The following is a 22811-nucleotide window of genomic DNA, read 5'->3' on the forward strand; positions in this document are numbered from 1 at the left end:
AGCTGCCTCCAGCTTCACCTCACCGCTACGACGGCGAGGAGATGGTGGTCTTCCACCTCCATCCGGACAAATCAGCGCCTCGTGGCGCACTGCCCCGGGTGACGCCGACCCGAGTGGAGGGCCTGTCCGGCATGTTCCCCTACCTCCCGCAAAGACCGGGCTACAACAAGCGCCTACGCGCTGCGCTGCTACTGGTCAAGCGGATGATCCGGGAGCTGGCCACCGACAGCGACTTCTGGTTCGACAACCATTGGATCGTCGACTCCACCCCTGTGCCCTGCGGCATGTCGCGCCCAACCGTGCAGCGCTCGAACCTGGCCGGCTGGGCCGGCTACGGCTACTGCGCCTCCCACTCCCGATTCTTCTGGGGTCTGCGCCTGTACCTGGTGTGCACCCCGATCGGCATGCCGATCCTGTGGGCGCTGGCCAACCCGAAGATCGGCGAGCGCGAGGTACTGGCCGCGATGCTGGAGGTCGACGCCGACCTGATCGCCGAACGCGAGGGCATCTTGCTCATCTCGGACAAGGGTTTCGCCTCGAAACCGTTCGAACGCTCCCTCGCCGAGCAGGGCATCGAACTGCTCCGGCCCTCCCGCAAGAAAGAGAAGGCCCGCTATGGCGAACCGATGCTCAAGAAGGTCCGCCAGCTGATCGAGTCGGTCAACGACACCCTCAAAGGGCAACTCGACCTGGAACAACACAGCGGACGGACCTTCGAGGGCGTCGCCGTACGCGTCGCCCAGCGCATCCTCGCGATGGCCGCAGCGATCTGGCACAACAACAAGACCGGAGCCCCGGTCACCCGCTCACTGATCGCGTACGACCACTGATCACATCGGAACTACTCGTATAGGGGTCATCGCCTGTACGTGAGCCTGCCAACCTCAACGTGTCCCACAGCCCTACCCTCTCCACGCGTTCCTCGCGCAGGGTATCCGTCCTTCTTGTCCCGAGGCATCTCAATTCCATGCCACGGTCAGCCCTTGTTCCGCTGGTCAAGCCCGCCGGAGCCGTCGGCTCACGGTGAGACGCTCCGTCGTCCCGATTTCCGCCATGCCTGCTGCTTCGCAGCCACTGGTCCTTTGTCATCCAGAATGGTTATCGTCCGATAATGACGGAGACGAACGGCGAACTCATCGGCAGGCGATACCGCCTGGTCGAGCCAGTCGGCACCGGTGGTATGGGGCGGGTCTGGCGAGGCCGGGATGAGTTGCTGGACCGCGAGGTGGCGGTCAAGGAGATCCTGTTCCCGCCCAGCATGGACGCCGCCCAGCGCGAACTGTCCGGTAAGCGGGCGATGCGTGAGGCACGCGCGGCGGCTCGGCTCAACCATCCGGGCGTCATCACCGTCTACGACGTGATCAGTCGGGACGGGGTCCCGGTGATCGTCATGGAGTTCATCCGTGGGCTGTCGCTACAGCAGCGAATCAACCAGCAGGGACGGCTGGCTCCGGCCGAGGTGGCGCGGATCGGCGCGATGATGGCGGAGGCGTTGGGCGAGGCTCACGCGGCCGGGATCGTTCACCGTGACCTGAAGCCCGCCAACGTGCTGCTGACAGGGAACCGGGTGATCATCACCGACTTCGGGATCGCCAGCCTGACCGGGGACGCCACGCTGACCGATTCCGGAATCCTGTTCGGAACCCCGGCGTACATGGCGCCCGAACAGGCCCACGGCCTGGTCGACGCCGCGTGTGACCTGTGGTCGCTGGGCGCGACGCTGTACGCGGCGGTCGAGGGCCGTCCGCCCTATGTCGCGCCCAGCCATGTGGCGATCCTGGCGGCGCTGCTGAGCCAGGAGCCGGCACCGCCGAGACATGCCGGCCCGCTGACGCCGGTGCTGACCGGTCTGCTGCGCAGGAATCCCGACCAGCGTCTCAGCGCCGCCCAGGCACTCACCGCCCTCGCCCGGCTGCCGCACGCGAACCCGGCCACCGCGTCGCTGTCCCGGCGTCGCGTCCTGCTCCTGTCCGGGCTAGGCGCCGTCACCGCCATCGGCGTACCGGTCACGATCGTCCTGGCCGGCCCTGACCACGCGTCGCCGTCCACCACCCCCGCGAACGCTCCCGGCACCCCCGACCTCGCATCGAACGCTCCCGGCACCCCCGACGTGGCATCGAAGGCCCCGCTCCTCGGCCACACCGGCGACGTCCGCTCGGTGGCGTTCAGCCCGGAAGGGACGATCCTCGCCACCGGCGGCGGCGACAACACAGTGCGATTGTGGGACGTGGCCGACCGCGAAGCCGTCGCCACCCACACCGGACACACCGGCTGGGTCTACGCGGCGGCCTTCAGCCCGGACGGGGCCGTCCTCGCCACCGGCGGCGGCGACCAGACGGTGCGTTTGTGGCGGCCCCGCTGAACCTGCGGGTATCGACGGTGAGATTCGCCTGCGCACAGCCGCCCCCACCGCAAGGGGGTCATGGCTTGCACGTGGGCTGGCCAACCTCGACATGTGCCACTGCGCTTTCCTCTTTCCAGGTCCCCGCGCAGGCTACATGCCGGTTTCAGGTCCAGCATCCCGGTTTCCAGCCGGTACGGCCTGGCGATCCGGTCGTCACGCCCACGGCGGGCAGGTCTCCCCGATGCTCGTGAGCGGGTGAACTCTCCCTGAGACACATCGCCGCCAAGCCGGACGGGATCCCGCGTGGGCCCTCGCCGCGTTCACGGACGAGCATCCCGTCTCTCTCCTGCGAGAACCCGTTCCGGCTCTCCGGGAGACAGCAGGCATGGAACCACGAGGACTGAAATGACCGCGCAGCCGGTGGAAACGGTCGAGACGGATGACGCCGAGCTGATCCGCCGCTCGCGTGATGATCCTGAGCAGTTCGCCGCGCTGTTCGACCGCTACGCCCACCAGATCCACCACTACGTCGCCCGGCGGCTGAGCACCCAGGCGGCCGACGACATCACCGCGGAGACGTTCCTGACGGCTTTCCGCCGTCGCGACTCCTACGACCTGGCCCGGCCGCTGGCCAGGCCCTGGTTGTACGGCATCGCGACCACCCTGGTCGCCAGGCACCGGCGCGACGAGGAGCGGTTCCTGCGGGCACTGAGCCGTACGGGGGCGGACCCGCTGCCGGAACCGATGGCCGACACGGTGATCAGCCGCGTCGCCGCGCAGGAAGAGGAGCGACGGATCGCGAAGGCGTTGGCGGGGCTGTCGCGCGGTGACCGTGACGTGCTGCTGCTGGTGGCGTGGGGTGACCTGTCCTACGAGGAGGTCGCGCAGGCGCTCGGCGTCCCGGTAGGGACCGTGCGCTCCCGGCTGCACCGCGCGCGCAAGAAGGCAAGGACCGCCTTCGGCGGCGACCCGACCCGGGAGGAGAAGCAGTGAAAGAGATCCAGCGGTTCCGCGCGTCCGTTCCGACGATCACCCGCGAGGCGGAGGAGTCGGCCCGTGCCCGCCTCCTGCACGAGATCCACGCCCTGCCCGCGCCCGCGCGGCGGCGCCTGCCCCGGCTGGCCTGGAGGGTCGCGCTCGCCGGTGCGTTCTCGGTGGTGATCGGTCTCAGTGCGGTCCGATTGCAGACGCCCCCGGCAACGCCCGTGGCCAGCGTCCAGGAACTCAGCGAGCGCGCAGCCGAGGCGGCCGAAGCCCGCGGCGGGGTGAAGCCCTCGCCGGGCCAGTGGCTGTACATCAGGGAGAAGCTGGCCGCGCCCGGCGACGGGTTCGGTGTGAATCTCGATGAGCGCACCACCAATGAGATCTGGACCAGCGTGAACGGCGAGCAGACCGCCTGGTATCAGCCCGGCGGCGAACTGCTCGTTCAGGGCACCCATCCCGGAATCTCCGCAGCCGACCTGGCCGAACCTCCCGTCACCCCGCAGGAACTGCTCAGCCGGATCGACAAGGTCACGGCGGAGTCCATGGCCAGGATGTTCAACAGCGATGGCAGCCCTCATGAGGAGTCCAGGGAGCAGCGGCTCTTCCAGGCGATCTACCAGCTCATGGGCGAGCAGGCTCTCAGCCCGGAGGTACGCGCCGCCCTGTTCCGCGCACTGCCCCTGATCGAGGGAGTGGCCGTGCGTCCGGATGCCGTGGACGCCGAGGGCCGGCACGGGGTGGCCTTCAGCTACACCGACGACTGGGCACGCTACGAGCTCATCCTGAGCCCGGATGATTTCCGCTACCTGGGGACGTACGGGGTCACTGTCGCGGACCGCACGATCAGGTACACGGACTCGGACCCGGTCTTCGTAGCGGCGGGCACCTCTCTCGTGCTCAGCGCCCAACTGGAGGCCCACCTGGTCGACAAGGCCGGGCAACGGCCTTAGGACATCCTGGCCGATCGGCCCCCTTCCAGAGCGGGAAGGGGGTCATATCTTGCATGTGGGCCGCCCGACCTCAACGTGCGCCACGACGATTCCCCTCCTAAGGTCCTCGCGCAGGGCACCCGCCGATTTCGCCTGACGGCATCCCGATTTCCGGGTCGGCCCGCGTGTCCGCCCGTGACGGGCAGGGCGGGGCCGAGAAAATGCATGGGAAAGTGTCGGCGCCCGGTGATAGAAAGCAAGTTCGACTTTCATCCTCGATCTGCTTGGGAGCGAACCTGTGACCATCAGCAGTTCGGAGTTCTCCGTCTCCGGTCGCCCGCATGACAGGCGAGGTCCGGTGCGCTGGTTCTGGTCCCATGTTCGCCGCCATCCGCTCCAGCTGACCGGATTCCTCGGCGCATCGCTGATCATGGTCGTGCTCAACGCCACGGTCCCCGGGCTCACCGGCGCGGCCTTCGACACCGTGCTGGGCGAGAACGGTGGCGGGGCACGGGAACTGGGCCTGATCTCGCTGGGACTGCTGGCGATCGTGCTGGCCCGCGGCGCCTTCGACCTCATCGCACGCCTGGCCAGCGAGGTTCTGGCCAAGCGGCTGGAGCGGGACACCAGGGACGAGCTCTACGTCAGCCTGCTCGGCAAGAGCCAGACCTTCCACAACAGACAGCGGGTCGGCGACCTGATGGCGCGGGCGGCCAACGACATCCGGCAGCTCTCCATCATGATCTCCCCGGGCATCGACCTGATCGTCGACTCCAGCTTGACCGGCCTGGTGCCCCTGGTCTTCATCGCCACGATCGACCCGCGGCTGCTGCTGGTGCCCGGCGTCTTCGCGGTCGTCTTCGTTCTCGCACTCTGGCACTACATGGGGCAGCTCAACCCGGTGGCGACCCGCATGCGCGAGCAGTTCGGCGATCTCAACGCCGGGCTGAACGAGGCGGTCCGCGGCATCGAGGTCATCAAGGTGTCCGCGCAGGAGGACCAGGAGCGGCGGCGGTTCCGGGCGCGCGCGCGACGCTATCGCGACTCCTTCGTCCGCAACGGCCTGGTCCAGGCCCGTTACCTGCCGACCCTGCTCTTCGCCTTCGCGATGGCCGGGGCGCTCTGGCACGGCCTCTACCTCCAGGCCGCGGGCGACATCACGATCGGCGAGCTGGTCGCCTTCATGAGCCTGGTGAACATGATCGGTTTCCCGACCAATATGTCGATCTTCACCTTCTCACTGGTCCAGCTCGGCATCGTGTCCGCCCGCCGGATCCTGAGCATCATGAACACCGAGACCGAATTCGGGCGGCGCGCCGACGGCCACGCCGCACCGATCAGCGGGGCGATCCACTTCGAGAACGTGACGTTCGGCTACGGGGAGGACGATCCGGTGTTGCGCGGGGTGACGTTCACCGTGCAGCCGGGCGAGACCGTGGCGATCGTCGGCGAGACCGGCTCGGGCAAGAGCACCCTGACGAAGCTGGTCCCCCGGATCTACGACGTCACCGCCGGCCGGATCCTGGTGGACGGCGTGGACGTGCGCGAGTGGGACCTCGACTCGCTGCGCTCCCAGATCTCCACCATCGAGCAGGACATCGTGCTGTTCTCCAGGTCGGTGGCCGAGAACATCGCCTTCGGGCTTGGCCAGCAGGTGGAGCGGAGCGCCGTCGTGAAGGCGGCGGAGGAGGCCCAGGCCGCCGAGTTCATCGGCGAGCTCGACGACGGCTACGACACGGTCATCGGTGAGCGCGGCATCACCCTCTCCGGCGGCCAGCGCCAGCGCCTGGCCATCGCACGGGCACTGCTGACGGATCCGGCGATCCTCGTGCTCGACGACTCGACGAGTGCGATCGACTCCGCCACGGAGGACAGGATCCAGCAGGCCGTCGATCGCGTTCTCGACGGGCGCACCACGCTCCTGATCACCCACCGGCTCTCCCAGATCCGCTGGGCCGACAAGGTTCTGCTGCTCCGCCGAGGCGAGCTGGTCGACTACGGCACGCACGACGAACTGCTCGCCCGCAGTCGCCTCTACCGGCGGATCTTCGCCCACTACGACGAGGTCGACCTGGCAGGCACCACCGACCCGGGCGTGGTCCTCGCGGGCGAGCAGGGAGGGCAGGGCTGATGGGCTTCATCATGGACGGCCTCGACGCCGAGGACTACGACCGCACCTACAACGATCGTGATCTACTCCGCCGGATCCTGTCCTACTTCCGGCCGAAGCTGGGCGCGATGGTCCTGGTCGCGATCATGATCGTGCTCTTCTCACTGACCCAGGCGGCCATGCCGTTGCTGGTCAGCCGGGGCGTGGACGGGATCGAGGACGGCACGATCGCCGATGTGGGCCGGCAGCTCGCCGCCGGCCTGCTGCTCGCCGGGGTGCTCGGCTGGCTGTTCAACTTCGTCCGCCAGTGGTACAGCGCGAAGGTCACCGGAGACGTCGTCCTGCGTCTCCGCGAGGACGCGTTCGACGCCGTACTCAAGCGTGACCTGTCGTTCTACGACGAGAACCCGTCGGGCAAGATCGTCAGCCGGGTCACCTCCGACACCGATGACTTCGCGACCGTCTCCACCCTGACGATGGACCTGATCAGCCAGGTGTTGATGGTGGGCTTCGTCACGATCCTGCTCTTCCTGCGCAGCGTCGAGCTCGCCTTGCTGACCCTTCTCGTGGTGCCGGTCGTGGTGGGCATCGCGCTGCTGTTCCGACGGGTCGCCCGCAGCAGCACCCGCAGGGCGCAACGCTCGCTGAGCCGGGTGAACGCCACCCTGCAGGAGACCATGGGCGGAATCACCGTCGCCAAGAACTTCCGCCAGGAGCAGCGGGTCTACGACGAGTTCCGGCCCATCAACGAGCAGAGCTACCAGGTGACGCTCAGGCAGGGTTTCGTCTTCTCCGGCATCTTCCCGGTGCTCTTTCTCGTCGCCGGGCTGGCCACGGTCGCGCTCGTCCAACTGGGCGGTACCACGGTGCTCGGCGGCGGTCTGTCCGCCGGCGACTGGTATCTCTTCCTCCAGGGGGTCGCGCTCTTCTGGTTCCCGCTGACCTCCATCGCCGCGTTCTGGTCCCAGTTCCAGCAGGGCCTGTCCGCGTCAGAGCGGGTCTTCGCCCTGATCGACGCGCCACCCCGGGTCGTGCAGACCGCCCCTCAGCCGGTCGGCAGGCTGGCGGGCCGCATCGAGTTCCGCGACGTCCGGTTCGGTTACGAAGCCGACAGCACCGTCCTGCGGGACTTCAACCTCACCATCGAGGCGGGCGAGAGCGTCGCGCTGGTCGGTCACACCGGTGCGGGCAAGTCGACGCTCAGCAAGCTGATCACCCGGTTCTACGAGTTCCAGGACGGCCGGTTGAGCATCGACGATCGTGACATCCGCACGCTGGATCTGGCCGGGTACCGGCGGCAGATCGGCGCGGTTCCACAGGTTCCGTTCCTGTTCAGCGGCACTGTCGCCGACAACATCAGATACCCGAGGCCGGAGGCGAGCGACGAGGAGGTGCTCGCCTCCGCCACGGCGGTCGGCGGCGGCGACTGGATCGACGCCCTGCCCGACGGCCTGCGGACCGACGTCGGCGAACACGGCCGCGCCCTGTCCATGGGCCAGCGCCAGCTCGTCGCGCTGGCCCGCCTGCTCATCCAGGATCCGGCGATCGTGGTCCTGGACGAGGCCACCGCCAGTGTCGATCCGCTGACCGAGGCCCAGATCCAGGAGGGCCTGGACCGGGTGCTGGCCGACCGCACCTCCATCGTCATCGCACACCGGTTGTCCACGATCGAGCACGTCGATCGCATCATCGTGCTGGATCACGGCCGGATCGTCGAGGAGGGCGACCACAGCACGCTGCTGGCTCGCGGTGGTCACTACTGCCAGGTCTACAACACCTACTTCAGGCACCAGTCCCCCGACTACCGTCCCGGTTCCGGGTTCGTCTCCGTCACCGGCCCCGTCACCGGCCCTGTCACCGGCCCTGTCACCGGCTCCGCGTGATCAAGGCTGCTCGAACCGGGGCCCGGGCACCGGCCGGGGATCCACGATTCGAGCAGCCCGCCAGGACGGTCAGCGTGCCCGCGCCGCGCGGATCCCGACCACGTCGTAGGGGGTGTTCGGCTCGGGTGGCGTCGTGAAGCGGGCGTTCGGCAGGTAGAGCCGATCGCCGAACCTCGCCACCGTGGTCGGCACGTCGAAACGCTGGTCGGTGAGCCGGTCGACGACCCGCCCCGAGGAGTCGTCCCGGCTCATCCGTACTGCGGTCACGACGTTGAGCCGGTTCTGCACGACGTACAGGGTGCGGCCGACCAGCAGCAGGCCGTCGCCGTTGACGAGGGATTCACCGCCCAGGTCCACCGACGTGGTCACGCCCGTCACCGGGTCGGCCTTGAACAGCCGTCCGGTGTTGGACTGCACGATGAGCAGCGCTCCACCGTCGGGGGTCTCGGCGATGCCGTTGGCGTTGATACCCGGGCCGTACTCGATGGCACCGGTCAGCGGCACCGTGTCGGCCGTGGCCGGCAGGGTGCCGCCCGCGCCCAACCTGAGCCGGTAGAGAACGGGATTGGTGGAATCGGTGAACCAGGCCGCCTTCCGGGCCAGTACGACGTCGTTGACGAAGGCGGCTCCGCTCACGAGCGAGTAGCTCTTGAGCAGCCTGCCGGTACGGGTGTCGATCACGCGTGCGTCGCCGCCGGTGCCGCCGGCGACGAACAGCCGTCCCGTCGCGTCGGTCTTCAGCCCGAGCGACGGGGTGCCCGGCCCGTCGCTGAGCACGCTTCCCCTGCCCGTACGCAGGTCGGCCCGGTAGATCGCGCCGGTCGCCCGCGAGCCGAAGAAGGCCACCGGTCCGGGTCCGATCGCGATGCCCTCGGGCTGGAATCCCGCGGGCAGCGGGAAGCCCACGGGGGGAGTCGTGGTGGTGTCGGCCTGTGCGGGAGCGCCTAACAGGCCGACGAGCATGGCGCACAGTGCGGTCGTGAGGATCACAGGTCTCATGAATCTCACTATTCCTCCCCATAGCGTTCCGGGAAAGGCGGCTCACAGAACGCGATCTCGCACCGCGGCGCAGAAGATCGCGAACTTCGGACCGCCGGGAGACCGGTCGTAGCCGGCTCACGTCGTTGGGGTACGGAGCCCCGCCCGGATCGGCCAACCCCGACGTACGCCACCACGAGCACCGGCTCCATTCGAAGGTCCGGAGAAGTGCTTGACGTATGACGTCAAGTACTTGATAGTTGGCGACTTCTACGGCCCGCACGTGGCCAACGACCTCATCCGCGAGGCACTCCACCCCTACCCCGACGACCTCGTGATCGCCCCCGTGGTCGCGGTACAGAACCGGTTCCACCTCTTCGACCGGGACAGCGAGGACGTCCTCACCGCCTGCGAGGAGCATGGCATCGCCTTCGTTCCCTACTTCCCCCTCGCGGCGGGAATGCTCAAGCCGGGACTGGACACCTCACAGGCCCCGCCGGGCATGGCGCCCACCGAGGAGCAGCAGCGGACGCTCGACCAGGTGGCCGGGCGTCATGGCGCGACCCGCACCCAGGTGGCGCTCGCCTGGCTGCCGGCCCGTTCCCCGGTCATCCTCGCGATCCCCGGCACCGGCTCCGTGGCACACCTGGAGGAGAATGTCGCCGCGGCCGACCTGCGGCTGACCGAGAGCGACATCGCCCGGCTGGACGAACTCGCCTGATCGGCGGACCCACCGCGGAAAGAGGAGTCAGCCTTCCCGGTGGCGTCGGCCCAGCTCCGCGACGAAGGCCGTGAGCAGGCGGGCGAACTCCCGCCTTTCGTGCTCGGACCAGCCGCACATCGCCGCGTCGAAGACCTCACCGCGGAAGCGGTGGACCCGCTCGGCGTGCCCGGCGCCCAGTTCGGTGAGCTCCAGCGTGCTGCGGCGGCCGTCAGCCGGGTCGGCCACCCTGCGCAGCAGCCCCGCCTCGACGGCCCTGGCCACCAGTCGGCTGGCGCGGGGCTGGTCGACGCCCATCCGACCGGCGACGGAGGTCACCGTCGCGGCCTCCGGCCCCTCCTCCACAGCGTCGATCACCCCGAAGAGTGCGGGGTCGAGCTCGACGTCACCCGCGAGGCGCTGGAGGGCGCGGCGGGTCTGGCTGCGCCGGATCGCCACCATCGCCCGCTCGACGGCGGCCACCTGAGGATCTTCCATGCCCCAATGATACATGTACTAATACATGTTATTGTCAAAGTACATGTATCGGGCAGGGAAGGCGGCACCGTGAACATCTCCGAGATCACCGGCCAAAGACGTCCCATCGGCTACTGGATCAAGCACCTGCACGGCCTTGTCGAGGGCTCCCTCGACGGCCTCCTCGCCGACCGGGGCCTGACCCGCCGCCACTGGCAGGTGCTGAACGTCATCGCCACCGACTCCCCCACCCTCGCCGACCTCGACATCGCCCTCGCCCCCTTCCTTGACGACCGGCGGTCTTCCCTGCGCCCGGTGGCGGACGACCTGCGCGAGCGGGGCTGGCTGGAGGGAGCGGAGCGGCCGACCCTCACCGCCGCCGGGATCCGGGCGCACGAGGAGTTACGACGGCAGGTGAACACCGACCGTGCCCGCCTCACCGAGGGGATCAGCGCCGAGGAGTACCTGGCCACGATCGACGTCCTGACACGGATGTCGGCCAACCTGATGGACCCGGCGGAGCCCGCAAAACAACCCACCAATCCCGGAAATATCACCTAAAATATATTAGGCAACACTTAAATATCTATTATTGCCCTGCCGAAGGGTGGCAGAAAACCGATCTCCGCGAGATGACAGAATTACTTATGTCACCTTAATATCGTCTATCTTCGCCGTCCGCAGGCTCCACACGGAGTGATGATATTGCGACGAGTGGCAATGAATGATGAGCCGTGACGAGAGCGGCGGTCAGCTCCGGCGGCCGCCCGACATCTCCAACCGGACCGCTGCTCTCCCCATTGGGGCGGGACAGCCCGGAGACCACGACCGCGCCGCCGGCGCCGGACGCGTCCGCAACGGCCGGCGGCCGGTCGAGCCGCAGGAGACGGGCAGGACCGAAGAGGCGATCACCGCCTACCGGCACGCCGCGGAAGCCGGGAACACCGACGCCTGCTGGCAGCTGGTCGAGTTGTTCCAGCGGGTGGGCCGGACCGAGGAGGCGATCACCTGGCTGCAGACCCGGGCGGAGACCGGCGACATCGACGCCCTGTGGAAGGCGGTCGAGTTACTCCAGGAGTCCGAGCGGGCCGAGGAGGCGATCACCTGGCTGCGCACCCGCGCCGAGGCAGGCGACACCCACGCCCTCAGGCGGCTCACCGTCCTGCTGTACCAGCTGGATCGGGCCGAGGAGGCGATCACCTGGCTGCGCACCCGCGCCGAGGCGGGTTACCCCGACGCCCTGGCGCACGCGGTCGACCTGATGCACGAGACGGGCCGCACCCAGGAAGCGATCACCTGGCTGCGGACCCGGGCGGAGACCGGCGACGTGCACGCCCTGATATGGGCGGTCCTGCTGCTCTGCGAGACCGGTCACGCGGAGAGAGCGGTCCTTGCCTACCTGAGCGCCGCCGAACTGGGCCGCCCCGACGTTCTGGCCCAGGCGATCGGCCTGCTGAGACGGCTCGGCCACACCGACGAGGCCGAACGGCTCCGACGGTGCGGGATCACCCCCGGCAGGACGTGACCCGTATCGGCCCTCGCCGATCGGCTCAGCGCTCGACTCCTCGGCCGAGGACCGGCTTCGCTTCCACGACAGATGTTCCGTCCAGCGCCTCCAGGCCACATACGTGCACCCGTGCCCCGTCTATCGCGATGATTTCCATCAGGTGCCAGAGAGATCCAACCAGCGCACAAGTGCACTGGACCATCCTCACGCCATGAACATCGCAAGAATCTCCCTCATGACGCTCGCGGTCGGCGTTCTCGCGGGATGTACCTTCACCGTCGAAGCGGATCAGGAGGACGCCTCATCGGCCCAGAACCCGCCGAAACCCCCGGGAACCTTCGCGACGCCCTTTCCCACCGCGATCGGAGCACTGGATCTGGTATCGGCGACCCCCGCCGAGGAGCGCTTCAAGCTCCCGGACGGGCCGCACCACAAGATCCTCGGCACCCAGCTCACCACGTTCTACCAGGACGTCCCGCGCCTGAAATCCTTCTACGCCACCGGGGCGCAGGCCGAGGTGACCGATCCCAAGGCCGCCGTGGACTGGCTGACCGCTCAGGACCGCGAGAGGGAGAACCCGCAGACGGACTGGGTCTACGTGGGAACCGGTCCGCTCCGCGGCGCGGCCTCCTGCCGGAACACCGACGACGGGACCTACTGCTACTGGGCCGACGCCGACACGGTGGGCTTCCTTGAGATCCCGCGCGGCCTCGCCGGGAAGATCACGGAAAGCTTCGCCATGATCAGGAGCGCGCTGGAAGGAGAGCCCGCCAAGAGCCGGTGACCGAGGAGCCATGCCGGTCTGTGGGCCGGCAGGTAGGTCTGCTGCGTCGTCTCTGCTCTCATTGGGCTCGCGCAGCAGCCGGGCACGCATGACCAGCCCGGCCTGGCTCAACAGGCCGGCGATCTGGAAAAACTGGGGTCTGGTGAGGCGATGAGGGCGCCGGTACGGTTTGACCATGGCTGTGCGGTCGTTGGGATACCAGAGTGATCTGATGTTGCTCGGGCTGCAAGGCAGCGTCGTCGACCGGCGCGACGGTTACCTGGCTGTCCGGACGCCCGCCAACCCGACCTATCACTGGGGGAACTTCATCCTGCTGGACACCCCGCCGGCCCCCGGAACGGTGGCCTCGTGGGTGAGCACCTTCCACCACGAGTTCCCGGACGCCGGCCACGTCGCCCTCGGTGTCGACGGTGTCACCGGCGACGCCGGCGAGCCGGAGGAACTGGCGGCGGCGAGCCTCGATGTCGAGCGGAGCACCGTGATGACGGCCAGTGCGGTGCACCCGCCGCCGCGCCCCAACCGTGACGCTCACTTCCGCGTCCTGAACGGCGACGAGGACTGGTCCGCCGCGCTGGCACTGCAGGAGGCCACCAACCCCGGTCCCGACATCGAGGGATACCGGGCGTTCGCCCAGCGCAATCTGGCGGCGATGCGCCGGCTGCAGGAACGCGGGTGCGGCGCGTGGTTCGGAGCCTTCGTGAACGACCGCATGGTCTCCGGGCTCGGCCTGTTCACCGATGGTTCGGGGCTCGCGCGCTACCAGGCCGTCGACACCCACCCGGCACATCGAAACCAGGGCCTTTCCGGAACCCTCGTGTACACGGCCGGCCGGCACGCTCTGGAACATCTGAACGCGCACACGCTCGTCATGGTGGCCGATCCGAGCTACGTCGCGATCCGCGTGTACCGCTCGGTCGGATTCACCGACGCCGAGACACAGGTCCAACTGGAGCCGTCAACGGCTTCCACCCCTCGCTGACCGTCACCGGCGTGCTGTGCGTCATCGGCGCGCTCGCCGCGGTGCGGTACGTACGACGCAGCCAGGTGCCCGTCGACATCCCGGCCGCCCACTGACCAGTGATCGGCAGTAGCCGCGTTTGTACCCACATCTCCGTATCATCGAATACATGACCGCTGAGTACCCGGAATCCTTCCGTCGTGGTGAACTGCGCGTCTCCCATGCCGAGCGCGAAGCGGTGGTGACACGGCTGAACGAGGCGGCGGCTGAGGGCCGTATCGAACTGACCGAGCTCGACGAGAGGCTGGAACGGGCGCTGACCGCCAGAACCTACGCCGATCTGACGCCCCTCACCGCCGACCTGCCGCCCGTGGTTCCGCCGGACCCGGGACAGCCGCTGGTCCTCAAAGGAGGCCTTCACGGCGCGTCGCGCGTCGGGCGCTGGCAGGTACCCGCGAAAGTGATCGCGTACGGCGGCATGGCCGGCGTCAAGATCGATTTCACCCAGGCCGACTGCCGGCTGCCCGAGGTCGAGGTGGAAGCACACGGCCAGATGGCCGGGGTCACGATCATCCTCCCTGACGGCTGGGCCGTGGAGACCGGCGGGATGGATCCCGGCCTCGGCGGTCTGAGGGACAAGACCACTCCCGACCGACTGCCGGGCACGCCACTGATCCGCCTCACCGGCACCGGCGGCCCGGCAGGCGTGGTCGTCCGCCATCCCAACGCCCTCGAACGCCGCAGGCTGAAGCGCATGTCCGCACATGTAAGCCCGCCTACGACACGTCCTTGATTTCATCCTGATGGCCTGGTGCGGCAGGCCCACGGAGGACGGTGCCCCCGTGGAGCCCGCAGGAGCCTGCAGCGGAGCGATTCACCGGCGGACGGCGGGTTCTGCTCACCTCGGTCTGGAAACGACTCCGCACAGGTAGGTGGACTCCTCCAGCAGCTGCGGCGTCAGTGTGATCCCGGTGAGGCGCTCGGCCAGGAGGAACGCCGGCCCTTCGTAGGGGTCGGCGCCTGGGTAGACGGAGTCGATCCGCTCCATGGTCTCTGCGAGTTCGTCCGGCATCTCCTCTGAGTAGCCTTCCTCGTACGGGAACTCGAGCTGGATCCTTCCGTCTTCGATCCAGTGGGAATAGCCTTCCTGGTGCGCGAACTCGAACCGGATCTTTCCGTCTTCAATCCAGTAGAAGTGGTCGATCAATTTGACTTCGAGGAAAAAGTGGGAGACGAGGCGGGTGCCCGCCGACAGCGGCATGGTGATCTCTTCGGTGATGCCGAGCCCGCCGAGGGCCTCGACGATGAGCACCCAGTCGCCGACGGCGACGGCACCGAAGAACAGGTTCTTCCCGTCGTAGCCGGAGTAGGCGGTCTTCGTCAGCTCATCAAGCGTCATGCGAGAGCAGTCTTCAACCCGGACGCCGAGCCGGGTCACCAGTTCCTCAGGCGTCAGGCCGCGGACGTAGGTGAAGCAGTAGGCATCCGCCAGCTCGGGGAAGCGCTCGCGGGAGAACCAGGAATAGTCATCAGGAGTCGCGATCACCCCGGCATGTTCGCAGCACCCACCGACACAATGAGCTCTCCTCATGGCGAATTGCTCCCATTTCTTATCGTCGGGTTCGCCCCTCGGGGCGTGGGCGCAGCAACCCGGTGATCTGCTCGGCGTCGGTGTACAACCGGATGCCGCACACTGTCATGAGCAGCCAGGACGGCTTCAACGCCTGGAACGCGTTCACCGAGGAGCTGCACGCCGACTGCCGCGCTCGTACCGGTCCGCTGTACGACCGTCGACTCCGTCGACGTCGCCCGTGACATGGACGTGCTGCGCGCCGCTTCCTGCTCAACTCGCTCCCGCCTTACGACCCCGCGGTGGTGAAGGCGGCCCTGAAGCGCCTGACCGGCTAGCCTGGCCGGACTTCGTCGCCGACTCTCAGCTCGCCGAGGTTCCTGGGTACCAGGCGGATGCCGAACCAGGTCTTTCCGTCCCAGCGGCGGTGTTTGGCCAGGGTTCTCAGGGGTTCCTTGCCGCGGTCCTGAGTGGCCGGGTCCCAGATGGTGGCGGCGCAGCGGTCGCACAACCCCGAGACGCGGAAGTCGACCTCGCCGATGCGGACCGACGTCCAGGCGTCCTCCGCGAAGGGTTCCGCGCCGTCGATGACGGCGTTGGGCCGGAAGCGGGCGACGTCGAGGGGGTCCGGGGGGTGCTCCTGGCGTTCCATGGCGCCTTCGGCGATCCAGTCGTCCAGGCGCTGGAGCGAACTCCTGGCGACGAGCAAGAGGGGTCCGTCCCAGAGACCGCCCTGTTCCTCGGTGATGGTCCGGCGTCTGGGGTCGTCCAGCCAGATGAGGCGGGCGGGCTTGCCGAGCAGGCGGGTGAACCATTCATGGGCGTCGGCGTGGGCGAGCACGGCTCGGTCGAGGTTGGAGCAACCTAGCGGGATCGCGTCGCCGGTGGCCGGGGGGACCTTGAGTTCGCCCATGCTCTTCGCCGACAGGCGAAGGCCGCCTTCGGGGGTTTCGGCGGCCGAAACCGAGAGAAGCTGGGGATGTTCGCCTACCCAGATCAGTTCTCCCAGCGGGTCCACCACGGCCCAGCGGCGGTCGCCTTCCAGACCCCGGGGGAGGACTTGGGCGGATGGGCGGGAGATGCCTTTGGTGGACTTGATGGAGTAGGTGCGGATCTCCGCTAGTTCCATTGGGCAAGGATAGGAGAAAGCGCTCTCTTGGGGTATGGGAGCGTGCCCACGGGGCGTCCGGAGCGGGGTATTGGGCCCCCTCTGGGATGCGGGTTTCGCATGCTCTTCGATGAGGCGGCGGGGTCCGTTCGCCGGAAGCCCTGTAGCGGCTTCTGGTGAAACACTCATTGCGGGTGCCGTCGGAGGACGCGGCTTGGCACCTCCTCTCCAAGCGGGGCCGGCGGCATCGCCCAGGTCTGCCGCTTTCACTCACGACAGGCTCGGAGGTCTTGCCGGGCCGGAGAAGGGCAGCGATTTCGCGGGTTCCGTAAAAGTCCGGCTCGGAGCCGCTTGTACGGGTCGCGGTCACCGGTGAACAGCGAAATCCCCGCGCCGGTTCAGGGGATGGTACGAGGGACGCGCACTTTCAACCACCGGGTTGACCGATGGGCGATCTATGGCCTACCGTCCTTTAAACCATTGAGTTGAAACTAGGGGGATGACCACGGACACGCTGTCCCGAGTCTTCGCTGCCCTCGCGGATCCGACCCGGTGCGACATGGTGGCCCGGCTCGCCGAGGGCGACGCGACCGTGAGCCAGTTGGCCGAGCCGTACCGAATGACGCTGCAGGCCGTCTACAAGCACTTGCGGGTGCTTGAGGACGCCGGGCTCGTCAGCCGACCGCGAGGGCCGCAGCCCCGGCCGGTGCGCCTGGAGGTCCAGGCCCTCGACCTGATGGACACCTGGATCGAGCGCCACCGGGACCGCGTCGAGCAGCGCAACCGCCGCCTTGACGCCGTCCTGGCGGAGATGAACGGAGACGAACATGAACAGGATCACGGAGACAGCCATCGAAGCCGACCCGAGGCTGCCGGTCATCCGGATAACTCGTGACTTCGCGGCCACGCCCGAGCAGCTGTTCCGCGCACACACCGATCCCGCGTTGTTCGCCCGGTGGGTGGGCCCCAACACCACGGCCACCCGGATCGAGCACTGGGACGCGCGTACCGGCGGCAGTTGGCGGTACGTCTCGGTGCACGACGGCACGGAGTACGGGTTCCACGGCTGCTTCCACGAGGTACGGCCGGACCGTATCGTGCAGACCTTCACGTTCGACGGCGATCCCGACGGAGTCGCGCTGGAGACGTCGTGGTTCGAGGACCTGGGCGACGGCCGTACGCGGCTGCGGACACAGTCGCTGGTCGACAGCTTCGAAGGCCGCGATGCGTGGTTGCGCAGCGGTATGGAGGTCGGTGTCAACGAGGGTTACGCGAAGCTGGAGAGGATGCTCATCGATGGCACTGTCTGAGCGCCCAGCCGAGCGACACCTGCAGGTTGCCGGGCTGTTCACGGACCGGGTTCGCGGTACCAGGTTCTGGGACGCGCCGTCCCCGGTCGCCGGCTGGGCCGCTCGCGACGTCGTGCGTCACCTGACCGAATGGTTTCCCGGGTTTCTTGCCTCCGGTGCCGACATCGAACTGCCCCGCGGACCGTCGGTGGACGAGGACCCGGTCGCCGCGTGGCAGGTTCACTGCGACGGTGTGCAGGCGGTGTTGGACGATGCGGAGACGGCGCACCGGGAACTCGTCAATCCACACGTCGGCAGCCTGCCTGTGGAGACCGCGATCGACCGGTTCTACACCGCCGACGTGTTCATGCACACCTGGGATCTCTCCAGGGCCACCGGCCAGGACGACCGGCTGGACCCCGACTTCTGTGCCCAACTCCTCGGTCCGATGGAGCAGATGGAGCAGGTTCTCCGCTCTTCCGGCCAGTACGGCGCCCGGGTCGAGGTACCCGGCGGTGCGGATACCCAGACCAAACTGCTGGGTTTCATCGGCCGGGACCCGTTCTGGTCGGGGCGGTGAGCCGGACGCTGATCTCGGCGTGTCGGAGATCAAGAATGGGCGAGGTCTTTCCCTGTATCCCCGGATTCTGGGTGCGGAACGCTCGGGAGTACTTCGACCGGTCTCAGCGCGAAAAGGGTGGACGGTGGGTCCAGGTGGACCAGCGCCAGAGCCATTGCAGGGGGCCCTGGCGATGGCGGCACAGCCAGAGCGTGGACACCAGCCACTGGGCCGGCGATCAGGAGCACCGTCGCCGAGGACCAGCCGTCCGGCGAGCCGCCGACGAGGCGGGCGGCCAGCAGGACGAGGACCGTGGCGGACAGGTAGTCGGTCAGCGCCATCCGGCCCAGCGGCGCGAAAACCCGCTGAAGCGCCGGGCGAAGCGGCGTTCTGAGCAGGAGCAGCAGGGCGCACCCGTAGCGGCCGGGCCGTCTAGGAGGTGGATGGCCTGATGAGGAGTTCCTTGGGCTCGGGAAGGTCGAATGGGTCCGAGGAGAGCTCCGTCTCGTCGGCGACCTGGTCGGCGGGCGGGGCGAGAACCACGACGTGCGATCCCCATTCGCTGTAGCGGGTGTCGGTCCGATGGGTCACCGGCGTGCTGCTGTCCCACCATGTCGCCTCGGTGGTCATCAGACGGGTGGGCAGGCCCGTGCCGTCGGTCCACAGCCGCCATGCGATCTTCTGGCCGCTGTCGCCGAAAAGCGTTTCACGCAGCACCACGGCGGAGGGGTTCTTGGACGACTTGGCCAGCTGCCCGTAGCCCACCGTTCCTTGATAGAAGAAGCCGCCGGAGACCGGCTTGGCCTTCGCCCTGCCGAGCATGGCCTTCAGGACGGCGGGCTCGAACGCGTCGATCGTCTGGAGGCTGGCGACATTGTCCGTGTCCCGGTATCCCGCACGCACCCAGGTCTTGCCACTGGGCAGGAGCCCCGCGTAGAGCGGGTGGGAGGTGTAGCGGTGCCCGCCAACGACGATCATCTCCTGCGGATCCTCGATTCCGGCGCCCCGCAGTTCCTCTCCGTCCTTGCCCTCAAGCAGTTTCCTGAGGGGCGGGTCGATGACCAGCCGCATGGTCGCGTCGGAGGCCGCCCGCCCGGAGGGACCAAGCTGCACCCTGCCGTTGACCCGGAATCTCAGTGACCGCTCGTCCTCGAAGAGAATGCGGGTCACCTCGGCGATGTGGACACCGCGTTCGAGGCGGAACTGCCGCTTGAGCGCCTGGACCGGGTCGGGGGGGCCGACCTGCGCCGCGGCGGGAGCAGCAGCGACCGACGCGGCCAGCAGAGCGCCCAGCAGGGCGGCCCATCGCTTCATGGATCTTGATCCTTCTCGAAAAGATGATGTTTCGGAAACATCATCTTTGCAGTTGGTCGCGCCAAACCGAGGGATACCGGTAACAATCGCCGAAAATCCCACGAAGCTGTCTCTGATCTGTGGAAACAGCGATCCTTGCAGGCCAGAGGGGGCTGGGGTGGTGGGCTCGCATCGGATACCAAGCCCAGCACGGCTATCCACAAAAACGTCAGGCTGACCGACACTCGGACCGGGCGCCGGTATCTGCCCGGCCGCCTTCAGGTGCCTGCCGACAACGGCGGCACCGACCTCTACTGTGCCTGCACCGACGTGTCCGGCGTACGGCTGAGCACCGAGAAGTTCGGACCGGGCCAGGTACGGGAGTTCTGGAGCCTGTTCGCACTGCCGGAGGACGCCGCCACGCTGAACGTCAAGATCGCCGACTTCGGGGAACTGGAGGTGCCCGTCCAGTAGTGCCGAAGGCGCGGGTCCGGCGGCTCTTTGGACCTCCCTATCCTGACAGCGAAGGATTCATCACCGTATGGGGGCCGAGTGATCCGCGTTCTGCTGGCCGAGGACATGACCATGCTGCGCCAGGCGCTGGCCGCCCTGCTGTCGCTGGAGGACGACATCGAGGTCGTCGCCGAGGTCGCGGCCGGTGACGTGATCGTGGCCACCGCGCTGCGCACCCGCCCCGACGTGGCCGTGATCGACATCGAGCTGCCCGGGATGAACGGGCTCAGTGCGGCGGCCGAGCTGCACGAACAGCTGCCCCAGTGCCGGGCTCTGATCCTCACCGGCGTGGGGCAGCCGGGCAACCTGCGGCGGGCGCTGTCCGCGCACGTGGCGGGGTTCATGGTCAAGGACTCCCGGCCGAAGGAGCTGGCCGAGGCGATTCGTACGGTCGCCGGGGGCGGCAGGGTGGTGGATCCGCAGCTCGCCTTCGCCGCCCTCGACCTCCCGGCCAGCCCGCTGACCGAGCGGGAGGCCGAGGTGCTGCGGCTGACCGCCTCCGGCGCCGAGCCACCGGAGATCGCCGCGCAGGTCGGTCTCTCCTACGACACGGTCCGCAACTACCTGGCCTCCTGTGTCACCAAGCTCAACGCGCGCAACCGGGTGGACGCCATCAGGATCGCGACCGAGGCGGGCTGGCTCTAAGGCCCGCGGTCAGCGTGAAACGGTCTCCGTCGCGCCGTACGGCCAGGCTCCCGCCGACCTCCTCGGTCCGCGCCGCGAGGTTGACCAGCCCGCTGCCCGCCCGGCCGCGCGTCTCGGGGAGCGCGCCGTCGTTCGACACCCGCAGCCAGACGACTCCCGCCTCCAGCGACGTCTCGATCTCGCACACCCGAGCGCCGGAGTGCCGTACCACGTTGGTCACCGCCTCCCGCAGCACGATCGCCCCCAGCGAGCCGACCGGCGTCGCGTCGAGCCGTACCCGCGCGTCGATCCCGGCGGCCGACAGCATGGAACGCGCCGTCTCCACCTCCTCGCCGAACGCCAGACCTGCCTCCTCCTCGGTGATCGACCGCACGGATGACAGCGCCTGTTCCGCGACCGTGACCAGCTCGGCCAGGTGCGCCCGCGCCGCGCCGGGGTCGGCATCGGCCAGCCGTACGGCCAGCTCGCCCTTGACGACGATCGCGGAAAGCTGGAATCCCAGCAGGTCGTGCACATCGCGGGCGATCCTCAGCCGTTCCCTGACCACCGACATCCGGGTCAGCTCCCGGCGGGCCTGTTCCAGTTGCGCGGCGGTGACCGGGAGGCGGCAGAGCGCGTACACCATGACCATGGACACGAGGCTGAGCAGCACCGTCACGTGCACGTTGGAGCCGGGTGACAGCGGCAGGGGCAGACAGACGAGGAGCGCGGCGAACGCCCACGACCAGGGGGCTCGCATGTGGAAGAGCACCACGCCCGCGACCAGCCCGGCATAGGACGGGGGCACGATGTCGCCGACGAGGGCCATCGGGGTGAAGAGCAGAACGACCTGCAGGAGCAGTGTCCACCGCCAGGCCAGGTGTTCCCGCGGGAGCACATGGCGCAACTGCAGCACCGCGACCAGCGGCAGGCAGACCACGACCACGATGATCTGGATCACGCTCGGCGCGGCGAGCGCCAGGTCTCGGGCACCGAACAGTTTCAGCGCCACCGTACCGATGTGATCGATCTCCAGGACCAGCAGGACCACCCAGGCCAGCCAGCGGGGGGTGTAGATCCTTTCCGGGGTGCGCGGGCCGAGCGGGACCCGCGCCTCCAGTGACACCGTGCCGCCGAGTTCGACGACCTCCGCCTCCACCGGTGCCGCGGCCTCGCGCAGCGGCGCCCCGGGCAGGCCGGTGAAAGTGACCTTGAGCCTGCCCGTACCGTCCACCTCGATCAGGCAGTGTTCCGGCGTGCCGTGCCGCAACCCGGCGATCACCGTACGCCTGAGCAGTGCGGCCAGGACGGCGTCAGCACGTTCCGGCAGGCGAAGCTCGGCAGCCTCGACCGTGGCCGACACCCCGGCCGCCGCCAGTACCGCCCGCGCGGCCTCGACCTCGGCCGCCAGTGACCTGTCGCGGTAGTCGTCGGCCACCGACCTGACCCGGTCCAGTGCCTCTCGCGCGACCTCGACGATCTCGGTCGGCCGGGTCCGCGCCCCCCTGATGATGACGGCGAGCCGCTCGCCCAGGATCGTGCGCAGCTCGCCGGCGATCCGCAGCCGCTCGCGCGCCACCTCGAACGAGGCACGTTCCGCGCGGGTCGCGCGCAGTTCCTCGACCAGATGGGCCAGCCTCGCCATGGCGAAGAAGCCCAGCCCTATCGCGCCGGTCGCGAGCATCGCCCAGGCCGCGTGCGTGAACCCGCCTCCGGGGAGCCACCACACCCGGACCAGGAACTCGGCGAGCGCGACGAGCGCCGCCGACAGCCAGGACACCCGGCCGGTGAAGCCGAGCAGCACCGAGGCGAGCAGCAGCGCCGAGATCGGCCCCCAGGACTCGCCGATGACGGCGTACGGCCCGAAGGTCAGCAGCGCTTGGACCGCGATGAGCAGGCGTGTCCAACGGCGGGACGGGATCCGCAGCACGACCAGGGCGTACAGGCAGCCGAGGGCGATCACGACGGACGCGCCGAACGCGAGGATCGCCGCGTCCGGCGGCCTGCCGAACGATGTCCCGATCGTCAGGACGCTGATCCGGAAGGCGCCGTACATCAGGAGGCAGGCGAACGACGGCAACAGGGCCCACCGCATGCGCCGCCCCCTAACCGAATGCCCGGAATGGACATTATGTCCGCCGCATATGACGGATGTGCGATTCGCATGGCGGGGGGTGCGAACCCCATCGGAACCGGTGCGG

At 68.4% G+C, this 22811-nt stretch carries 24 protein-coding genes and 1 pseudogene; 17 read left to right on the forward strand and 8 right to left on the reverse strand.

Annotated elements, in window-relative coordinates:
- Positions 1 to 2: 2 nt before the first annotated feature.
- From ABZU75_RS00005 to ABZU75_RS00030, 6 genes are all read left to right on the forward strand, one after another.
- Entirely contained in the window at positions 3 to 830 is an 828-nt protein-coding gene (locus tag ABZU75_RS00005) for an IS982 family transposase (protein WP_355547202.1), read from the forward strand.
- A gap of 281 nt (positions 831 to 1111) precedes the next feature.
- Positions 1112 to 2362, forward strand: coding sequence for a serine/threonine-protein kinase (locus ABZU75_RS00010; protein WP_355547205.1), 1251 nt, complete (start codon positions 1112 to 1114; stop codon positions 2360 to 2362).
- Between the two features lie 387 nt (positions 2363 to 2749).
- Positions 2750 to 3337, forward strand: coding sequence for an RNA polymerase sigma factor (locus ABZU75_RS00015; RefSeq protein ID WP_355547208.1), 588 nt, complete (start codon positions 2750 to 2752; stop codon positions 3335 to 3337).
- On the forward strand, positions 3334 to 4278 hold the full coding sequence (locus tag ABZU75_RS00020; protein WP_355547211.1) for a CU044_5270 family protein: 945 nt from the start codon (positions 3334 to 3336) through the stop codon (positions 4276 to 4278). The genes ABZU75_RS00015 and ABZU75_RS00020 overlap by 4 nt, the downstream gene beginning before the upstream one ends.
- Before the next feature lie 277 nt (positions 4279 to 4555).
- Positions 4556 to 6388, forward strand: a complete 1833-nt coding sequence (locus ABZU75_RS00025) for an ABC transporter ATP-binding protein (protein WP_355547214.1) — start codon at positions 4556 to 4558, stop codon at positions 6386 to 6388.
- Entirely contained in the window at positions 6388 to 8250 is a 1863-nt protein-coding gene (locus ABZU75_RS00030; protein ID WP_355547217.1) for an ABC transporter ATP-binding protein, read from the forward strand. Before ABZU75_RS00025 ends, ABZU75_RS00030 begins: the two co-directional genes overlap by 1 nt.
- Before the next feature lie 69 nt (positions 8251 to 8319).
- On the opposite strand, the gene ABZU75_RS00035 is transcribed toward ABZU75_RS00030, so the two are convergent.
- Positions 8320 to 9249, reverse strand: coding sequence for a superoxide dismutase (locus tag ABZU75_RS00035; RefSeq protein ID WP_355547220.1), 930 nt, complete (start codon positions 9247 to 9249; stop codon positions 8320 to 8322).
- Positions 9250 to 9460: 211 nt separating this feature from the next.
- Between ABZU75_RS00035 and ABZU75_RS00040 the strand changes: the two genes are divergently transcribed.
- Positions 9461 to 9949, forward strand: coding sequence for an aldo/keto reductase (locus ABZU75_RS00040; protein ID WP_355547223.1), 489 nt, complete (start codon positions 9461 to 9463; stop codon positions 9947 to 9949).
- A 27-nt stretch (positions 9950 to 9976) separates the two neighbouring features.
- On the opposite strand, the gene ABZU75_RS00045 is transcribed toward ABZU75_RS00040, so the two are convergent.
- Positions 9977 to 10426: a MarR family transcriptional regulator gene (locus ABZU75_RS00045; protein WP_355547226.1), complete on the reverse strand. Its 450-nt coding sequence runs from the start codon at positions 10424 to 10426 to the stop codon at positions 9977 to 9979.
- 69 nt (positions 10427 to 10495) lie between these two features.
- On the opposite strand from ABZU75_RS00045, the gene ABZU75_RS00050 reads away from it, so the two are divergent.
- The 5 genes from ABZU75_RS00050 (at position 10496) to ABZU75_RS00070 (ending at position 14447) form a co-directional block, all read left to right on the forward strand.
- Entirely contained in the window at positions 10496 to 10966 is a 471-nt protein-coding gene (locus ABZU75_RS00050) for a MarR family transcriptional regulator (protein WP_355547229.1), read from the forward strand.
- A gap of 163 nt (positions 10967 to 11129) precedes the next feature.
- The gene (locus ABZU75_RS00055) at positions 11130 to 11930 is read left to right on the forward strand and encodes a tetratricopeptide repeat protein (RefSeq protein ID WP_355547232.1); all 801 of its coding nucleotides are present in this window, start codon (positions 11130 to 11132) and stop codon (positions 11928 to 11930) included.
- A gap of 193 nt (positions 11931 to 12123) precedes the next feature.
- Positions 12124 to 12696 carry a hypothetical protein gene (locus ABZU75_RS00060; RefSeq protein ID WP_355547235.1) on the forward strand — a complete coding sequence of 191 codons (573 nt, stop codon included), beginning with the start codon at positions 12124 to 12126 and terminating at the stop codon, positions 12694 to 12696.
- A gap of 175 nt (positions 12697 to 12871) precedes the next feature.
- The gene (locus tag ABZU75_RS00065) at positions 12872 to 13675 is read left to right on the forward strand and encodes a GNAT family N-acetyltransferase (protein WP_355547238.1); all 804 of its coding nucleotides are present in this window, start codon (positions 12872 to 12874) and stop codon (positions 13673 to 13675) included.
- A 148-nt stretch (positions 13676 to 13823) separates the two neighbouring features.
- Entirely contained in the window at positions 13824 to 14447 is a 624-nt protein-coding gene (locus ABZU75_RS00070) for a DUF1707 domain-containing protein (protein ID WP_355547241.1), read from the forward strand.
- 105 nt (positions 14448 to 14552) lie between these two features.
- Here ABZU75_RS00070 and ABZU75_RS00075 read toward each other — a convergent pair whose 3' ends face one another.
- A complete protein-coding gene (locus ABZU75_RS00075) occupies positions 14553 to 15200 on the reverse strand; it encodes a DUF6461 domain-containing protein (RefSeq protein ID WP_355547244.1) in 648 nt (215 codons plus the stop codon).
- Positions 15201 to 15558: 358 nt separating this feature from the next.
- Positions 15559 to 16353 (reverse strand): MOSC N-terminal beta barrel domain-containing protein, encoded by a 795-nt coding sequence (locus ABZU75_RS00080; protein ID WP_355547247.1) that lies wholly within the window; start codon positions 16351 to 16353, stop codon positions 15559 to 15561.
- Positions 16354 to 16831: 478 nt separating this feature from the next.
- On the opposite strand from ABZU75_RS00080, the gene ABZU75_RS00085 reads away from it, so the two are divergent.
- The 3 genes from ABZU75_RS00085 to ABZU75_RS00095 are packed head-to-tail and all read left to right on the forward strand — an operon-like array spanning position 16832 to position 18201.
- Positions 16832 to 17227, forward strand: coding sequence for a metalloregulator ArsR/SmtB family transcription factor (locus ABZU75_RS00085; protein WP_355547251.1), 396 nt, complete (start codon positions 16832 to 16834; stop codon positions 17225 to 17227).
- The gene (locus tag ABZU75_RS00090; protein ID WP_355547254.1) at positions 17160 to 17642 is read left to right on the forward strand and encodes an SRPBCC family protein; all 483 of its coding nucleotides are present in this window, start codon (positions 17160 to 17162) and stop codon (positions 17640 to 17642) included. The genes ABZU75_RS00085 and ABZU75_RS00090 overlap by 68 nt, the downstream gene beginning before the upstream one ends.
- Complete coding sequence (locus ABZU75_RS00095; RefSeq protein WP_355547257.1) at positions 17629 to 18201, forward strand: maleylpyruvate isomerase family mycothiol-dependent enzyme; 573 nt, start codon at positions 17629 to 17631, stop codon at positions 18199 to 18201. The genes ABZU75_RS00090 and ABZU75_RS00095 overlap by 14 nt, the downstream gene beginning before the upstream one ends.
- A 103-nt stretch (positions 18202 to 18304) precedes the next feature.
- On the opposite strand, the gene ABZU75_RS00100 is transcribed toward ABZU75_RS00095, so the two are convergent.
- From ABZU75_RS00100 to ABZU75_RS00110, 3 genes and pseudogenes are all read right to left on the reverse strand, one after another.
- Complete coding sequence (locus tag ABZU75_RS00100) at positions 18305 to 18400, reverse strand: DUF418 domain-containing protein (protein WP_355547260.1); 96 nt, start codon at positions 18398 to 18400, stop codon at positions 18305 to 18307.
- 73 nt (positions 18401 to 18473) lie between these two features.
- A pseudogene (locus ABZU75_RS00105) lies at positions 18474 to 18587 on the reverse strand (DUF418 domain-containing protein); the annotation flags it as partial.
- 25 nt (positions 18588 to 18612) lie between these two features.
- Positions 18613 to 19494 carry a hypothetical protein gene (locus ABZU75_RS00110; protein ID WP_355547263.1) on the reverse strand — a complete coding sequence of 294 codons (882 nt, stop codon included), beginning with the start codon at positions 19492 to 19494 and terminating at the stop codon, positions 18613 to 18615.
- A gap of 261 nt (positions 19495 to 19755) precedes the next feature.
- On the opposite strand from ABZU75_RS00110, the gene ABZU75_RS00115 reads away from it, so the two are divergent.
- Together ABZU75_RS00115 and ABZU75_RS00120 are read left to right on the forward strand one after the other, a co-directional pair.
- Positions 19756 to 19947, forward strand: a complete 192-nt coding sequence (locus ABZU75_RS00115) for a hypothetical protein (protein ID WP_355547266.1) — start codon at positions 19756 to 19758, stop codon at positions 19945 to 19947.
- A gap of 78 nt (positions 19948 to 20025) precedes the next feature.
- Positions 20026 to 20631, forward strand: a complete 606-nt coding sequence (locus tag ABZU75_RS00120) for a response regulator transcription factor (protein WP_355547269.1) — start codon at positions 20026 to 20028, stop codon at positions 20629 to 20631.
- Here ABZU75_RS00120 and ABZU75_RS00125 read toward each other — a convergent pair.
- Positions 20600 to 22705, reverse strand: coding sequence for a histidine kinase (locus ABZU75_RS00125; protein WP_355547272.1), 2106 nt, complete (start codon positions 22703 to 22705; stop codon positions 20600 to 20602). The genes ABZU75_RS00120 and ABZU75_RS00125 overlap by 32 nt on opposite strands.
- Positions 22706 to 22811 lie beyond the last annotated feature (106 nt).

The organism is Streptosporangium sp. NPDC005286 (genome assembly GCF_040607515.1).
Lineage (GTDB): Bacteria > Actinomycetota > Actinomycetes > Streptosporangiales > Streptosporangiaceae > Streptosporangium.

What these genes read in the sequence shown, in the direction of transcription:
- ABZU75_RS00015 (WP_355547208.1), top strand. Translation starts at nt 2,750, where the DNA reads ATGACCGCGCAGCCGGTGGAAACGGTCGAGACGGATGACGCCGAGCTG.
- ABZU75_RS00010 (WP_355547205.1), top strand. Translation starts at nt 1,112, where the DNA reads ATGACGGAGACGAACGGCGAACTCATCGGCAGGCGATACCGCCTGGTC.
- ABZU75_RS00060 (WP_355547235.1), top strand. Translation starts at nt 12,124, where the DNA reads ATGAACATCGCAAGAATCTCCCTCATGACGCTCGCGGTCGGCGTTCTC.
- ABZU75_RS00125 (WP_355547272.1), bottom strand. Translation starts at nt 22,705, where the DNA reads ATGCGGTGGGCCCTGTTGCCGTCGTTCGCCTGCCTCCTGATGTACGGC.
- ABZU75_RS00035 (WP_355547220.1), bottom strand. Translation starts at nt 9,249, where the DNA reads ATGAGACCTGTGATCCTCACGACCGCACTGTGCGCCATGCTCGTCGGC.
- ABZU75_RS00030 (WP_355547217.1), top strand. Translation starts at nt 6,388, where the DNA reads ATGGGCTTCATCATGGACGGCCTCGACGCCGAGGACTACGACCGCACC.
- ABZU75_RS00110 (WP_355547263.1), bottom strand. Translation starts at nt 19,494, where the DNA reads ATGAAGCGATGGGCCGCCCTGCTGGGCGCTCTGCTGGCCGCGTCGGTC.
- ABZU75_RS00070 (WP_355547241.1), top strand. Translation starts at nt 13,824, where the DNA reads ATGACCGCTGAGTACCCGGAATCCTTCCGTCGTGGTGAACTGCGCGTC.
- ABZU75_RS00065 (WP_355547238.1), top strand. Translation starts at nt 12,872, where the DNA reads ATGGCTGTGCGGTCGTTGGGATACCAGAGTGATCTGATGTTGCTCGGG.
- ABZU75_RS00090 (WP_355547254.1), top strand. Translation starts at nt 17,160, where the DNA reads ATGAACAGGATCACGGAGACAGCCATCGAAGCCGACCCGAGGCTGCCG.
- ABZU75_RS00095 (WP_355547257.1), top strand. Translation starts at nt 17,629, where the DNA reads ATGGCACTGTCTGAGCGCCCAGCCGAGCGACACCTGCAGGTTGCCGGG.
- ABZU75_RS00055 (WP_355547232.1), top strand. Translation starts at nt 11,130, where the DNA reads ATGATGAGCCGTGACGAGAGCGGCGGTCAGCTCCGGCGGCCGCCCGAC.
- ABZU75_RS00080 (WP_355547247.1), bottom strand. Translation starts at nt 16,353, where the DNA reads ATGGAACTAGCGGAGATCCGCACCTACTCCATCAAGTCCACCAAAGGC.
- ABZU75_RS00045 (WP_355547226.1), bottom strand. Translation starts at nt 10,426, where the DNA reads ATGGAAGATCCTCAGGTGGCCGCCGTCGAGCGGGCGATGGTGGCGATC.
- ABZU75_RS00085 (WP_355547251.1), top strand. Translation starts at nt 16,832, where the DNA reads ATGACCACGGACACGCTGTCCCGAGTCTTCGCTGCCCTCGCGGATCCG.